Origin of the sequence: Chromobacterium sp. (genome assembly GCF_041912965.1) — a bacterium.
GTDB lineage: Bacteria > Pseudomonadota > Gammaproteobacteria > Burkholderiales > Chromobacteriaceae > Chromobacterium > Chromobacterium aquaticum.
This window is the reverse complement of sequence record NZ_JAYSGF010000021.1, coordinates 68,919-82,785: the sequence shown is the minus strand read 5'-3', so window position 1 is coordinate 82,785 and position 13,867 is coordinate 68,919. Positions and strand designations below refer to the sequence as shown.

The window sequence follows — 13,867 nt, the reverse complement described above, 5'->3', positions numbered from 1 at the left end:
GGATCATCTGAACGCGGTGGTGGGCCTGTACAAGGCGTTGGGCGGCGGCTGGGAAGCCCCGGCCAAGTCCTGATCCTCGGCAGCAAACGACAAACCCCGCCTTGGCGGGGTTTTTTCATGCTTGGCCTGGGCGCGGGCCGGCGGTCTCGAGTGAATTAAAAACAACATTGGCATATCTGTCAGTGGTGATGTCCAGACCCGCTGCTTACCATGCGCTGCGTTTCGACGTCCCACCCCGCGCGAGGAGCCATGGGCACCATCACTCACTCAGACACCCTATATCCGCACTTGTTGACCATGGCCGGGCGCGAGCGCCTGGTGGATGAAGCCTATCAAGTGCACGACGCCGTTTTCAGCGGCATGGACCGGGCGGCCTTCCGCAAGATGGTGTTGCCGGAGTCCGAGCACAGCAGCATCCTGCTGCATCGCGGCGAACACGGTCAGGCGGTGGGCTATTGCGCCGTCCACCTGTTCCAGCGCCGCGCGGCGGGGCGCGAAGTCAAGGTTTTGCGCGGGCAGGCCGGGCTGCTCAAAGACTACCGCGGCCGCAATAGCAATATGCCTTTCCTGGCTGGCTGCATGTTGCGCTACTGGCTGCGCGGCCCGTGGCGGCCCATGTATTTCCTGGGTGCGATGATCCATCCGTCCAGCTTCATCCAGATGCACAAGTACGCCGCTGGCATGTGGCCCAGCCCGGAGCGGGGGATGGAGCAGCCGCTGGCGCGGCTGGCGGCGGAGTTGTGCGGCAGTTTCGGCATGGCGGCGCCAGCGGCGGAGCGCCCCTTTGTGGTGAAGCTGGGCATTTTGACTCGGGACAGCCAGACCGATCGCCAATTCTGGTTGCAGCACCCGCGTCCGGCGGCGCGCTATTTTGTCGAGCACAATCCGGACTACCATGAGGGCCACGGCTTGCTGGCCATGGCCGAACTGTCGCCGACGGCCATTCTGAACGGCGTGTGGCGTTATCTGCGAGACAGGCGGCGCGCGGCCGCGGAGCGGTCAAGGCTCTAGGCCGGCTTGCTTGCCGGCATTGAGCGCGACGGCGGCCAGAATCAGCGCCTTGAACGCTTCCGCGTCCACTTCCTCGCCCTCGCGGATATCGATCGCCCGCCTGGCCTTGCCGCCCTGGCTGGCGTTGAACAGTTGGGCCGGGTCCGGCAGCGCCGCGCCTTTGATGAAGGTCGGTTTGACGACGGACGCGTAAGAGCCTGTTCAACGTCTCGCGAGCAAGAGCGAGACAAGGCGAAAACGAGCGAAAAAGCGGAATGTACACGTGGTACATGAGTATTTTGAGCTGGTACTCACCGGGCAACGCTTCACGAAGCGCAGCAGACTTTGAACAGCTTCTAAGACTCGCCGGTGTAAGGGATGCCCCGCAAAGACCAGATCGGGGTGCCCATCCATTTCCATTCTTCGATCACGTTCGGGGCGGCTTCCCGGATCAGCCGCAGCATCCGCTCCAAGGCCGCGCCGCGCCAGTCGCTGAGTTCGGCGATTCTCCGGTCTATCAGGGTGGAGGCCGGCGCGCGCTCGGCCGCGGAAGAGGGCTTCATGCCGGGCTCAGATCCGGACGCCGACAATCACGTGGGAGGCCTTGAAGAAGGCGACGATGGCTTTGCCGGCGGCCAGGTCCAGATCGTCCGCGCTCTCCTGGGTGACGATGGCCACCAGGGTGTCACCACCATTGAGCTTGATTTCGACTTCGGCATTCACCGCGCCCGGGCGCAACGCGGACACCCGGCCTTCCAGGCGGTTGCGAGTGGACAGTTTGATGCCGGCCTCGGGGTTGGCCAGGATCACCCAGGGAGCCTTGATGATGGCCAGCGCGTCGCAACCCACGGTCAGGCCCAGGTTGGCGGTGCTGCGCTGGGTGATGACGGCGGTGATCACCTCGCCGCCGGGCAGGGCGATGTCGATCTCGTCGTTGACCGCTCCGGGATGGATGGCGGTGACTTTGCCGGCGAATTGGTTGCGGGCGCTGGTGAGCATGGAATGTCCTTGATGTCGGATGGGTGGGGGTGTCATTGGTGATGTGCGGACAGTATATGCGGAAGCGGGTGGCGCGCCTGTAGCTATTTCGGCCTAATAAGCTGCTCAATGTTTGCTGCGCCGAGCGCGAACTCTAGCGCGGCTTCGACATGAATCCGAGTGGTGTCGAACACCGGCACCGGCACGTCGGCCGGACTCAACAGTAGTGGCAATTCGGTACAGCCGAAGACGATGCCTTCGGCTTCGCGTGCGATCAACTGCCGGATCACCTCCAGATAAGCGGCCTTGGTGGTCGGAGACACCAGGCCGCGGCCCAGTTCGTCGCGCAGCGTGCGCTGAATGAAATCGCGGGTGTGCTGCGCCTCCGGGATCAAGGTCTCGATGCCGTGTTGCCGCATCTTGTCCCGGAAAAACGGCAGCTCCATGGTGAATCGGGTGCCGAGCAGCCCCACGGTCTGCAGCCGCTGCTGTGAGATTTCCCGCGCCGTCGCCGTGGCGATGTGGATGATGGGGAGGCCGACCGCCGCTTCCAGGCGCTCGGCCACGACGTGCGCGGTATTGGCGCACAGCACGATGGCCTCGGCCCCGGCGGCTTGCAAATGCAGGCAGCCTTTGAGCAGCAGCGCATAGGTGTGCTCCCAGTCGTCCCAGCCACGCTGCTGGATCTCGTTGAAATTCAGCGAGTAGACCACGCATTCGGCAAAATTGAGGCCGCCCAGAGCCGCGTTGACGCCTTCGTTTAGGTAGCGATAGTAATCCAGCGTCGATACCCAGCTGATACCGCCCAGCAGGCCGAGGGTTCTCATGGCGTTCCTTGATGGTGATTGCGGAAGAGGGTGTCCCTGATGCCGGGCAAGGGCATCGGTATTCGATGCAAGAGTATGGCAATGGATGGGTGGTGGCCAGAGCCTCGCGTTTGCGCGAATGCGCGCCATGCCATTAAAATGCCTTTGGAATAATAAATGAGCGGAATATGGCACGCAGATATCGGCAAAGAAAGGAAAGCTTAGCCCAGCTTCTTCGAACGTGTTTACGATCTCGCGAGCAAGAGCGAGACAAGGCGAAAACGGTTGAGAAAGCGGAATGTACAAGCGGTACATGAGCATTTCGAAACGGTTTTCAACGCCGTATCGCCGACGCGCAGCAGATCGTAAACAGGTTCTTATCGCCGCGCCCTGGTATGTGAGCGTCGCTTTGGCCGGGCTCAGCCTGCTGATTTTGAAAAGCGCCTTGCCGGCGTTCGGGGCCAGTAATCCATTGCTGAAGCCGCTAGCCGAGGCGTTTTCCGCGCTGGGCTGGCCCATTGCGCTGTTCTTCCTGGTTTTGGCCGCGCTGTCCCTGTCGCGGCGGGCCGCTAAGCCGCGGTTTAGTTTCAAAATCGATCCGGTGGCGGCGAGAGGGACGCCATTGCCGCTGGAACCGGCGTTCCGGGAATACCCGGCGAGCAAGACCCCCGCGGCCAGCGAGGAGCGGCCCGCGCAATGGTCGCTGGGCTTGATCCGCGACATCGAATGGAAGCGGTTTGAGGATGTCTGCCAGAAATTTTACGAATTGAAAGGCATTCGTTCCGAAACCACGCCGCTGGGGCCGGACGGCGGCATCGATATCCGGCTGTTCCAGGATGATTCCGGCCGCGCCACCTCGCTAGTGCAATGCAAGGCCTGGGGCGAGCGCTATGTCGGCGTGAAGCCTATCCGTGAGTTGCTGGGCGTAATGACTCACGAGAAAATCGCCAAGGCTTTTTTCATGACCAGCGGCAGATTCTCCGACGATGCCAAGACCGTGGCGCGAAGCAATCACATTAGCTTGATCGACGGGGAGATGTTGTTGACGCTGATCGAGCGCCTGCCCGGCGGCGCCCGGCAGCAGTTGTTGGCGTTCGCCACCGCCGGCGATTACCGCACTCCGACTTGTCCCGGCTGCGGCGCCACGATGCGCCATGTCGCCGGCAAGGGCGGTCGGCCCGACTTCTGGGGCTGCCCTGGCTATCCTCGCTGCAAGCAGATACTGCGGATGCGGCAAAAAGCGATGGAGACGGCTTGAGCCGGCCTTAATCGACGATGAACAGCTTGGCGCCGGTTTCGGTATGGGACAGATGCGGTTCAGCGTCGTCGGCGACTTGATAGCTGAGGCCGGGCGTCAAGGTGAAGCTGCGGCCGTCCGCCAGCGTGGTGTGCAGCACCCCTTCCAGGCACAGCAGGATGTGGCCTTTGACGCACCAGTGATCCGCGCGGTAGCCCGGCGTGTATTCCACCATGCGGACGCGGATATCGCCGAAGCGCTGGGTGCGCCAATAGGCGCAGCCGGTTTCGCCGGCATGTTGGGTGGGCTCCAGCGCGGACCAATCGCTGATGCCGAATGGAAGATCGGATATTTTCATGGCGGCTCCTCTTGGGTAGGGGTTCTAAGAGCCTGTTCAAAGTCTCGCGAGCAAGAGCGAGACAAGGCGAAAACGGCTGAGAAAGCGGAATGTACAAGCGGTACATGAGCATTTCGAAGTCGTTTTCAACGCCGTATCGCCGAAGCGCAGCAGACTATGAACAGGTTCTAAGCGCCTGGCCATTGTTGCCGATGTCCCCGGGCCGCGATAGCGGTCTTGGAGCCTGTTCAAAGTCTCGCGTGCGCCAGCGCCTCCAGCCGATCCAGCAGCGCGCCTATCTCTTCGCGCGGGCCGGCTGCTGCCAGCTGCTCGATTTCCGCGCACAACTCCTCCACCGGCGCCAAGCCCGCCATGGCGAACGCGCCCTTGGTGGCGTGCAGCTGCTGCATGAATAGAGGCGCGTCCGCTCCTTTCAAGGCCTGCCGCATCAGTAGAAGAGCATGGTCCAGCGCGCTCAGCAGCTCGGCGCGCCGGGAGGCAGACAAGGGCGCGGGCGCTGTGGGGAGCCGGGCGCTGGCGGGGCTCAAAGCCAAGTGTTTGCGGATAACCTGGTCTAGTTCCTCCAGGGTAAAGGGCTTGAGCATGAGCTCGTCGATGCCGGCCTGCGCGCAGAGCGGCTGTTCGGCCTTGCCGGCCTGTGCGGTGATGGCGACGATGGGAGCGGAGAAGCCGCTGTCGCGCAGCGCCCGAGCCAGGCTATAGCCGCTGATGTCCGGCATGCTCAGATCGGTCAGCACCAAGGCGTAATCCTGACGGGTGGCCAGCGCCAACGCGCCGGCGCCGCTGGCGGCGGTATCCGCCTGATGGCCCAGTTCGCGGAGCTGGTCCTGGATCAGCGTCCGAATCGCCGGGTGGTCGTCCACTACCAGGATGCGGGCCGCCGGCGTGGCTGGGTCTGGCAGAATGGCGGGCGGCTTGGCAACTGGCTGGGCAACCGGTACTGCGGCGCAGGGCGGCAAGGGCAGGGTCACCACGAAGGTGCTGCCCACACCCGGGGTGGAGGTGAATTCGATCGTCCCCGCCAGCAGTTCCGCCAGCTTCTTGCAAAGCGACAGGCCCAGGCCGGTGCCGCCGAAGCGGCGGGTGATGGAGGCGTCCGCCTGGGAAAACTCGGTGAACACCTGGTCGTGGTATTCGGCAGGGATGCCCACGCCGCTGTCCGTCACGCCGATGCGCACCGGCGAATCCGCGCGGCCGTCATCCTGAAGATAAACCTCCAGCAACACTTCGCCGCTGAGCGTGAACTTGATGGCGTTGCCGAGCAGATTCAGCATGATCTGCCGGACACGGACGGGGTCGCCCAGATAAGCCGGCGCCAATTGCGCGTCCATCATGCAGGAAAATTCCAGGCCCTTGGCGCGGGCCAGCGGCTCCATGCTGGCCGCGGCTTCGCGACCCAGCGCGGCCAGATCGAAGGGAATGCTCTCCACGCGCAACAGCCCGGATTCCACCTTGGACAGGTCCAGGATGTCATTGATGATGGCCAGCAAGGCCTGGGACGAATGATTCGCTACCGCCAGGCGCTGTTGTTGCGGCGCGGCCAGCCGGGCGCGGCCGAGCAAATCCAGGCTGCTGACGATGGCGCGCAGCGGGGTGCGGATCTCATGGCTGACCATGGCTACGAAAGAGGACTTGGCTTGGCTGGCCGCCTCAGCCGTTTGGCGTGCGGTTTCCAGTTGGCGCTCCAGCGCCTTGCGCGCGGTGATGTCCACCACATTGCACAGCAAGACCCGGATGCCCTGGTAACGCGTGGCCATGGTGGTGCTGTGCAGTTCCATGGCCTGGCCGTCCGCCAGCGCAAACTGGATGTCGCGGTGGCAAGGCGTGGCGCCGAGCGGGGACGCGGCCAGGTGGCTGTCCAGCAACTGCAGGCGCAGGGGCGGGTGGGCTGTCGAGCCTATCCGCGTCCATTGCCTCATCACCTCGTTTTCCAGCAGCACCGTGCCGTCGGCGATGGACAGCAGCGTCAGGCCGGAGGGGGAGGTGTCCACCATGATGCGGTTCAGGTTCTCGCTTTCAAAAATGCGCTGGGCGTTGGAAAAAGCGGGTTTGAAGATCTTGCGGTCCAGCAGCAGGATGATGGTCCACAGGCAGGTAAGGGCAAACAGCAGTGCGCTGAGGTTGATGATCAGCGACAGCCGCAAATCATTCAGCAGGCTCTGCCATGGAAAGACCTGGATCTGAACCCAGCCCGGGGTGGGAAGGCGGGCGCGCAGGATGAACAGGCCATCGCGGTATTGGAGGTCGGACACCGTGTCGTCTATGGGGGGCAGGGCCATGTCGCGGAGGGTCGCGATCAGTTGCGAGCCTTGTTGTGCTTGCCAGCCTACGCTGATGTGCAGCGGCCCCATCGGGCTGGCGAGCAAGGTGGTTTCATCGCGGATGTCCGGCCGCCAGGTATTCAGCAAGCTATCGATGCGGATATCCCTGGCGAAGACAGCGACGGGCGCGCCGTCGACCACGGCGGCTTGCGCCAGACGGATGGCGGGGCGGCCGGTCAGCGGCGCGACGGCGGAGGCCTGCCAGGCCGGCTGACGGCCGGCTGTCGGATTGGGCATATTGCTGAAAACACTCAGCCGAAGAGCAGCCCTGGTGTCCGGCTTGGCTGAAGCCACCGAGGGCAGGCTGGGGGAGACAATCGCCAGAAACCGCTGGTCCGGGCTATACAAATAGGCGTTTACTGACTTCCTCAACTCGCAGTCGCCGCCGCACATCGCGCTGGCGGCATGCTCCGCCAGCGCCAGATAAGGTTCGAAACGGGGGGGCGGATATTGAGTGGAGAGTTCGCCCATGGCCAGTGCCGGAGGATGAGCCGGGGAGGCTTGCAGCCAGGCTTCGCCGTTGTACGTAGTGAATTGGCGCAGTAGCGCCGGGCTTGCCTTGGGCAGCGCTTTCCACGCCGCCTCGGCCTGGCTGACCTGGTGGTGGAGATCGATCGCATGTCCTCTGAGCACCACCTTCAGCGCCGTATTTTCCGCATCGAACATCCGGTGCCGGTCCGCCAGCATTTCCTTGCCGGACAGCCATAGCGATAACAGGGTCAAGGCCAGCAGCGCCAGCGAAATGGCGATGCCGCCGCCAAACAAAGTGATGCGCTGGATACGCCGCAGGCGGCTGAGCGGCTGGCTTTGAGGGGAGGAGGAGCTAGAATTGCGCATGCGGCTTCCGGCGGGGGGGCTTGGCTGGGCGGTTGACCATTTTCAGTATATTTGCTTAGCTATAAAAATAGATTGTGTTGAAAACAATTGTTTAAATTTCATGTGGATGACATGACGGCAGCGGAAATAACAGTCTTCCTGGTGGATGATCATCCCTCGGTGCTCAGCGGCCTGGAGCATGCCTTGCAAGGCCAGCGCGCCATCAGGGTGGCGGGCAAGGCCAATAGCGCCACTGCCTTGTGGGATATGCTGGCGAGCCAGCCTTGCGATGTGCTGGTGTCCGATTACTCCATGCCCGGTTGTGAATCCGGCGACGGCGCGGCAATGTTCGAGCGTCTGCGGCGGCTGTATCCGGAACTGGGCATCGTGGTGCTCACCATGATGGACAACGCGCTGGTGGTGCGCTCACTGCGCGGCCTGGGCATTCATTGCATCCTGAGCAAGTCAGACGCCATCGAGCACCTGTTGCCGGCGGTATACGGCGCCATGGCTAAAACGGCCTACTTCTCCCCGGCGGTGGAGCGTCTGCTGGAGGCGGACAAGCTGGCTCAGCCGGCCGGCCAGCGCGCGCTGACCGCGCGCGAGGCGGAAGTGGTGCGGCTCTTCGTCGCCGGTCTGACGGTGAACGACATCGCCGCCAAACTCAAGCGCAGCAAGCAAACCATCAGTACCCAGAAAGCCAGCGCCATGCGCAAGCTGGGCGCGGAACGCGACGCGGACTTGCTGCTGCTATTCCAGTCCTGACTCCCTGTCATGCTCTTCACGGCATCATTCTTGGTGCCGCTTTTCCTCCTCGGGTTCCCGCCATTCCTCTTTGCGTGCAAGGCCGAAGAGGGGCGTGATAGCCGCTTCCGCCGCACGGCACGGATTTCGTACTGGTCAAATATCCCCTCGCATCGAGCATGGCTATGCTGCCGGATTGGATTTCGCCTGGGCCTGAAAGACGGCAAGCAGGCGAGCATGGCGTTTATATTGAACTGGGTGCTTTTTGATGGCGAGTGGTGTGTCAAAGTCTGGCGGTGCGCATGGGCACGCTTAAAAAAATCCTGGCCTTGTTGGCCGCCGTTCTGCTGGCGCTGAGTCTATGGGAACTGGCGCAGCGATACTTCATCCTCAGTCCCTCGTATCAAACCGGCAAGACGCCGCAAGATTACGGGGTGGCCTACCAGGAGGCCTGGCTGCCCGTTCCCGGGACAGAGGGCGGCGGCCTGGTGCATGCGTGGTGGCTGCCAGCTGAATCGCCCGCCGCGCCGGCGGTGCTGTTTTTGCACGGCAACGACAGCACGCTGCACACCGATATCGATCTGATTCTCAGTCTGCGCCGGCTGGGCCTGGCGGTAATGGCGATCGACTACCGCGGCTATGGCGACGGCGCCTGGTACTTGCCCTCGCAGCATTCGGTCTACGCCGATGCCAGGGTGGCCTGGCAAGCGTTCAAGCAACGGTCGCCGGAAGCGTCCAAGCATCTGGTCTACGGTCACTCCCTGGGCGGAGCCATCGCGATGGACATGGCCGCGGTGTCGCTGGGCGTGGACGGGGTGATTGTCGACGGCGGTTTCTTGTCCGTCGCGGACATCGCCAAATCCTATACCGCCTCATGGCTGCCGTTTGACGCGCTGATTCGCCATGATTTCTCTTCCTATTCCAAGCTGGCGGCCATTGCCGCGCCAAAGCTATTCATTCATTGCTCCGGCGACGATGTGGTGCCGATGGCATTGGGCGAGCGCCTATATCAACTCAGCTCGCGGCCTAAAGCCAAGTTGTTCATGCAAGGCGGGGATCATGACGCTTGTTATCGGCGAGATGAGGCCGCGTGGCAGAGGGCGCTTGATAGAGTGATCAAATATTGAACCTCAAAGTGAAATCCTCTTGATTGGGGCGCTCCTCAACGTTTTGCTGGTGTCGGCATGCCCCGCCGAATTCACCGCAGCGCCTGTCCTCATTCTCGCTCACCAAGCTTGAACCGCCTGTTTCCTATTTCAAGACCCCGCCTATTCGCTGTTCAACGCCGTATCGCCGAAGCGCAGCAGACTTTGAACAGGTTCTGAAACGCGCCGCCGGCGTTGGCTCGTGCTGCCGTCGGCTTTTCGTACTGGTCAGATATTTTTGGACGGCGCGTTTGCGCATACTGGCCTCATCTTGTGCGGCACTCCTGCCGCATGGGGTCTCACGCCGATCCCCCGGTGGTGAGCTGCCTAGTGTCTATTGCAAACCCACCCTGTTTGCCTCCCTCTCCCCGCTGGGAGAGGGATATTTTTTTAAGCGGAATCCCGCTCTGGCTTGTCGGTGCGGGCGGGCCGCGCGTCTGTGAGCCATCTGCTAGGAGGAAGCATGAACTTCAATATGAATGTCGCCCAGTTCCAGCACAAATTGGCCGAAATGGAGGAGGAAAACCTCATGCTGCGTTTGCAGCTGGATGTTTACCGCGATGAGTTGTTCAAGAAGTACGAGTCGTTTCTGGATGAGAAATTGACGGCGGAAATGGATAAAAAACTGAGTCTGGACGTGCGCAAGGCGGAGGCGGACATGCGCCAGAAAATGCAGGAAGAAATCAAGCTGTTGCGGGAGGAGCTGCAGCGCCTGCGCGCATTGGGCAAGGTCGAGCCCAAGTTTAACAAAGTGGAAAAGACGGTCGAGGCGCCGACTTTGCAGGCCACGGCCTGAGCCTGGGTCGGGCTGTTGGCCGGCAATGGAATCTATTGAGTGGAGTTGTCATGAGAGCATTCTTGCTATTGTGCTGGTTTTTATTGGCCTTGGGCGCGGCGCAAGCTCAGGTCGTGGTGGGCAAGGATTACTTGGTATTGCCCAAGCCGCATCCGGTGTCCAGCGGTGACAAGATCGAAGTGGCTGAGTTTTTTTCTTACCCATGCCGGCATTGCTATGCTCAGGACGCAGCGGTATCGGCCTGGTTGAAGACCCAGCCGGCGGATGTGAGCGTGGTGCGCAAGCATGTGGTGTGGGGCAAGCCGATGGCAGGGTTCGCCCAAGTGTTCGCTACCTTTAGTGTCGCGGGTTTGGCCGATCGTCTGCATGCCGCCGCCTTCCGCGCGGTGCAGCACGACAAGATCAATCTGGGTGAGGCGGCGGAGTTTGAAACCTGGCTGCGCCGTCAGCCGGGCGTGGACGTGGCCAAGACCATGGCGGTGTACCGTTCCTTCGCGGTCAAGGCGCAAGTGGAGGCCATCGCCAAGTTCACCAAGGATTACCGGATCTTCAGTACGCCCATGCTGGTGGTGGACGGCAAATATGCGATTGCCGCGGCAGCGCCGGAGCGAAGCAGAGAGGTGTTGGATGCATTGCTGGCCAAGGTGCGGGCGCAAAGAAACGGCGAAATCTGAGCAGGATGGCGAACACCGCCGCCTGCGGGCGGCGGCATCGTTTTTGCCCGCGGGCGCAAACGGGGTATGATGGCAGGCCGTATCGTTTATAGCGTTTGCACACTCCGCCACCCATGTCCCAGCATACTTTCTCCCCGGATGGGAACGCCCATCTCAGCCCCAAGGCCTGGTATCAGGCTGCCAGCGAAAAACCCGGCTTCATCCACGACGCGGCCCAGGCGGCGGCGATCGAGGAGCTGGACCTGCTGTGGCACCAGCTGGTGGAGTTCAAGAGCAAGCGTAATCGCTTCCTCGGACGTAGCCTGCGCAGCCCGGACGTGCCCAAGGGCCTGTATTTCTGGGGCGGAGTGGGGCGCGGCAAGAGTTTTCTGATGGACGCCTTCTACGCCTGCGTGCCTTACCGCCGCAAGCGCCGCATCCATTTCCACAACTTCATGGCCGAGGTGCACCGCGAGCTGCGCGCGCTGGCCGGCAGCAAGGACCCGCTGCTGGCCTATGCCGACAAGATCGCCCGCGACACCCGCCTGCTGTGCTTCGATGAATTCCACGTCAGCGACATCGCCGACGCGATGATGCTGGGCCGACTGCTGTCGGCCTTGTTCGAGCGCGGCGTGGTGTTGGTCACCACTTCCAATTACGCGCCGGATAGTCTCTATCCCAATGGCCTGCAACGGCAGAACTTCCTGCCCACCATCGAGTTGATCAAGCGCGAGCTGAAAGTGCTGAACGTGGACGGCGGCAACGACTACCGGCTGCGCGAGCTGACGCGCGAACCGCTGTTCATGGTGCCCGCTGACGCGGCCAACGAGGAGAAGATGGAGCAGCTGTTCCAGCGCCTGAGCCACGGCGTGGAGCAGAAAAAACGCGCCATCGAGGTGCTGGGCCGCGAGATTCCGGTCAAGCGCCTGGCCGCCGGGGTGATCTGGTTTGATTTCCTGGCCCTGTGCGACGGCCCGCGCGCGCAGACCGATTATCTGGAAATCGCCACCGAATACCATACCGTCTTCGTCAGCGGCATCCCCAGGATCACCGCGCGCGAGGCGTCCATCGCCCGCCGCTTCACCTGGCTGGTGGACGTGTTCTACGACAACCGCGTCAAGCTGGTGGCTTCCGCCGCCGCCGAGCCGGAACAGCTGTACACCGAGGGGGTGCAGGCCAGCGAATTCTTCCGCACCGCCAGCCGGCTGACCGAGATGCAATCGCGCAGCTATTTGGAGCTGCCGCACCAGTCCGTCGGCCAGACCCACGACCAGCCGCCGGTCGGCGTGGTGCTGTAAACGGCGACGCGCATGGACGCCGCCGGCCTGCTGCAAGAAGTGCGCGCCTGCCGGCTGTGCGCGGACAGCCTGCCACTTGGCCCGCGCCCGGTGCTGCAATGGCATCCGGACGCGCGCATCCTGATCGCCGGCCAGGCGCCGGGGCGGCGCGTGCACGCGTCCGGCCTGCCGTTCGACGACCCCAGCGGCGAGCGCTTGCGCGATTGGCTGGGCGTGGACAAGACGGTGTTTTACGATGAAACCCGCATCGCCATCCTGCCGATGGCTTTCTGTTACCCTGGCACCGGCAAGTCCGGCGATTTGCCGCCGCCGCCGCAATGCGCGGCCGCCTGGCGCCAGCCCTTGCTGGCCGGCCTGCCGCATCTGCAATTGACGATTCTGCTGGGGCAGTACGCGCAGCGCTATCATCTGCCGGGCCGCTATCCGCGGCTGACCGAGGCGGTGGAGCGCTGGCGCGAGCACTGGCCGGCCTTGCTGCCCTTGCCGCATCCCAGCCCGCGCAATCAGCTGTGGCTGCGCCGCCATCCCTGGTTCGAGGCCGAGCTGTTGCCGGCTTTGCGGCAGCGGGTGGCGCAGGTGCTGGAGCGCGGCTAAGAGCCTGTTCAAAGTCTGCTGCGCGTCGGCGGGATGGATAGAAATGGGCGTTGAAACCAAGCTCAAAATGCTCATGTACCACCTGTACATTCCGCTTTTTCGCTCGTTTTCGCCTTGTCTCGCTCTTGCTCGCGAGACTTTGAACAGGCTCTAAGCACTATTCACCATCGATGGTTTTCCAAGGAGGCTGCAATGTGGCGACGCTGGATCTGGAATGGCAAGCAATGGTTGTTTGACTGGGGCGTGCGTCAGCAACGGCGCTGGGCCGGGCTGAGGCCGCGGCGGCGCAGCCTGGAGCAGGGCGAGTTAAGCTGGCTGGAGCGCGCGGCGCCGGTTGGCGCGCCGGTGCTGGTGTTGCTGCATGGCTTTGGCGCGGAAAAGGACCACTGGGCGATGCTGGCGCGCTGCCTGCCCAAGACCTTCCGGCTGATCGTGCCGGATTTGCCCGGCCACGGCGACAGCATGTCCGGCCTGGACATCAGCTACCGGGTGGAGGCGCAGGCGGATCGCTTGCGCGCCTTTCTGGCGGTTTGGGGCGCGGAGCATGTCCATTTGATCGGCAACTCCATGGGCGGCGCCATCGCCGCCAACTTCGCCGCGCGCTATCCGCGGGCGGTGGCCAGCCTGACCTTGCTCAACGCCGCCGGCGCTGGCGTCAGCGCCAGTGAAATGGCCGAGCTGTGGCAGCGTAGCGGTGAAAACCCGATGCTGGACATGACGAGCGCGGAAGGGGTGCGGGCAATGCTGGACTGGGCGATGTACCAGCCGCCGCGAGTGCCCGGCTTCGCCATCGAGGTGGCGGCGGCGCGCAAGGCGGAGCGCGTCGAGGTGGAGCGCAAAATTTTCGATGACCTGTTCGACAGCGTGGATCAGCGGCCCTTGTTGGCGAGCATCCAGGCGCCGACGCTGATTGTCTGGGGGCGCGAGGACCGCATCCTGCACGTGGAGGACGCGGATTGCTTCGCCGCCGCCATCGCCGGCAGCGAAAAGCAGATACTGGAGCAGGTGGGTCATCTGCCGATGCTGGAGCAGCCGCGCCGCGTCGCCGCGCTGTGGCTGGAATTCGCGCGGCGGCGGGCCTTGCCGGCGGGGCAGGACGAGGCGCTGGCCGCGGCCGGACGCTGAGGCGTC

General features: G+C 63.2%; 14 protein-coding genes and 1 pseudogene. 9 read left to right on the top strand and 6 right to left on the bottom strand.

What is annotated here, in order from left to right; genetic code table 11:
• The first annotated feature begins 249 nt into the window (after nucleotides 1-249).
• Nucleotides 250-1,011 carry a hypothetical protein gene (locus tag ACE3QM_RS13005; RefSeq protein ID WP_231461183.1) on the top strand — a complete coding sequence of 254 codons (762 nt, stop codon included), beginning with the start codon at nucleotides 250-252 and terminating at the stop codon, nucleotides 1,009-1,011.
• Here the strand turns inward: ACE3QM_RS13005 and ACE3QM_RS13000 are convergent.
• From ACE3QM_RS13000 to ACE3QM_RS12985, 4 genes and pseudogenes are all read right to left on the bottom strand, one after another.
• Nucleotides 1,000-1,179, bottom strand: a pseudogene (locus ACE3QM_RS13000) (DUF1801 domain-containing protein); the annotation flags it as partial. The gene ACE3QM_RS13005 and the pseudogene ACE3QM_RS13000 sit on opposite strands and share 12 nt — an antisense overlap.
• Nucleotides 1,180-1,346: 167 nt before the next feature.
• Complete coding sequence (locus tag ACE3QM_RS12995; RefSeq protein ID WP_374422407.1) at nucleotides 1,347-1,553, bottom strand: hypothetical protein; 207 nt, start codon at nucleotides 1,551-1,553, stop codon at nucleotides 1,347-1,349.
• Nucleotides 1,554-1,560: 7 nt separating this feature from the next.
• Nucleotides 1,561-1,989 carry a molybdopterin-binding protein gene (locus tag ACE3QM_RS12990; protein ID WP_374422405.1) on the bottom strand — a complete coding sequence of 143 codons (429 nt, stop codon included), beginning with the start codon at nucleotides 1,987-1,989 and terminating at the stop codon, nucleotides 1,561-1,563.
• An 83-nt stretch (nucleotides 1,990-2,072) separates the two neighbouring features.
• Nucleotides 2,073-2,795 (bottom strand): aspartate/glutamate racemase family protein, encoded by a 723-nt coding sequence (locus ACE3QM_RS12985; RefSeq protein ID WP_374422403.1) that lies wholly within the window; start codon nucleotides 2,793-2,795, stop codon nucleotides 2,073-2,075.
• A gap of 277 nt (nucleotides 2,796-3,072) precedes the next feature.
• Between ACE3QM_RS12985 and ACE3QM_RS12980 the strand changes: the two genes are divergently transcribed.
• The gene (locus ACE3QM_RS12980; protein ID WP_374422401.1) at nucleotides 3,073-4,032 is read left to right on the top strand and encodes a restriction endonuclease; all 960 of its coding nucleotides are present in this window, start codon (nucleotides 3,073-3,075) and stop codon (nucleotides 4,030-4,032) included.
• A 7-nt stretch (nucleotides 4,033-4,039) separates the two neighbouring features.
• On the opposite strand, the gene ACE3QM_RS12975 is transcribed toward ACE3QM_RS12980, so the two are convergent.
• Nucleotides 4,040-4,369: a DHCW motif cupin fold protein gene (locus tag ACE3QM_RS12975; protein WP_048411883.1), complete on the bottom strand. Its 330-nt coding sequence runs from the start codon at nucleotides 4,367-4,369 to the stop codon at nucleotides 4,040-4,042.
• 227 nt (nucleotides 4,370-4,596) lie between these two features.
• The gene (locus ACE3QM_RS12970) at nucleotides 4,597-7,527 is read right to left on the bottom strand and encodes an ATP-binding protein (protein ID WP_374422398.1); all 2,931 of its coding nucleotides are present in this window, start codon (nucleotides 7,525-7,527) and stop codon (nucleotides 4,597-4,599) included.
• A 111-nt stretch (nucleotides 7,528-7,638) separates the two neighbouring features.
• Between ACE3QM_RS12970 and ACE3QM_RS12965 the strand changes: the two genes are divergently transcribed.
• The 7 genes from ACE3QM_RS12965 to ACE3QM_RS12935 all read left to right on the top strand — a co-directional run bounded on the left by ACE3QM_RS12965 (nucleotide 7,639) and on the right by ACE3QM_RS12935 (nucleotide 13,861).
• Complete coding sequence (locus ACE3QM_RS12965; RefSeq protein ID WP_156183996.1) at nucleotides 7,639-8,271, top strand: response regulator; 633 nt, start codon at nucleotides 7,639-7,641, stop codon at nucleotides 8,269-8,271.
• Between the two features lie 281 nt (nucleotides 8,272-8,552).
• On the top strand, nucleotides 8,553-9,377 hold the full coding sequence (locus ACE3QM_RS12960) for an alpha/beta hydrolase (RefSeq protein ID WP_374422395.1): 825 nt from the start codon (nucleotides 8,553-8,555) through the stop codon (nucleotides 9,375-9,377).
• Nucleotides 9,378-9,858: 481 nt separating this feature from the next.
• Complete coding sequence (locus tag ACE3QM_RS12955; RefSeq protein ID WP_048411884.1) at nucleotides 9,859-10,191, top strand: hypothetical protein; 333 nt, start codon at nucleotides 9,859-9,861, stop codon at nucleotides 10,189-10,191.
• Nucleotides 10,192-10,241: 50 nt separating this feature from the next.
• The gene (locus tag ACE3QM_RS12950; RefSeq protein ID WP_374422392.1) at nucleotides 10,242-10,865 is read left to right on the top strand and encodes a thiol:disulfide interchange protein DsbA/DsbL; all 624 of its coding nucleotides are present in this window, start codon (nucleotides 10,242-10,244) and stop codon (nucleotides 10,863-10,865) included.
• A 113-nt stretch (nucleotides 10,866-10,978) separates the two neighbouring features.
• Nucleotides 10,979-12,142 (top strand): cell division protein ZapE, encoded by a 1,164-nt coding sequence (zapE, locus tag ACE3QM_RS12945; RefSeq protein ID WP_048411886.1) that lies wholly within the window; start codon nucleotides 10,979-10,981, stop codon nucleotides 12,140-12,142.
• Between the two features lie 12 nt (nucleotides 12,143-12,154).
• On the top strand, nucleotides 12,155-12,736 hold the full coding sequence (locus tag ACE3QM_RS12940; RefSeq protein ID WP_374422390.1) for a uracil-DNA glycosylase family protein: 582 nt from the start codon (nucleotides 12,155-12,157) through the stop codon (nucleotides 12,734-12,736).
• Nucleotides 12,737-12,928: 192 nt separating this feature from the next.
• Nucleotides 12,929-13,861, top strand: coding sequence for an alpha/beta fold hydrolase (locus ACE3QM_RS12935; protein ID WP_048411238.1), 933 nt, complete (start codon nucleotides 12,929-12,931; stop codon nucleotides 13,859-13,861).
• Nucleotides 13,862-13,867 lie beyond the last annotated feature (6 nt).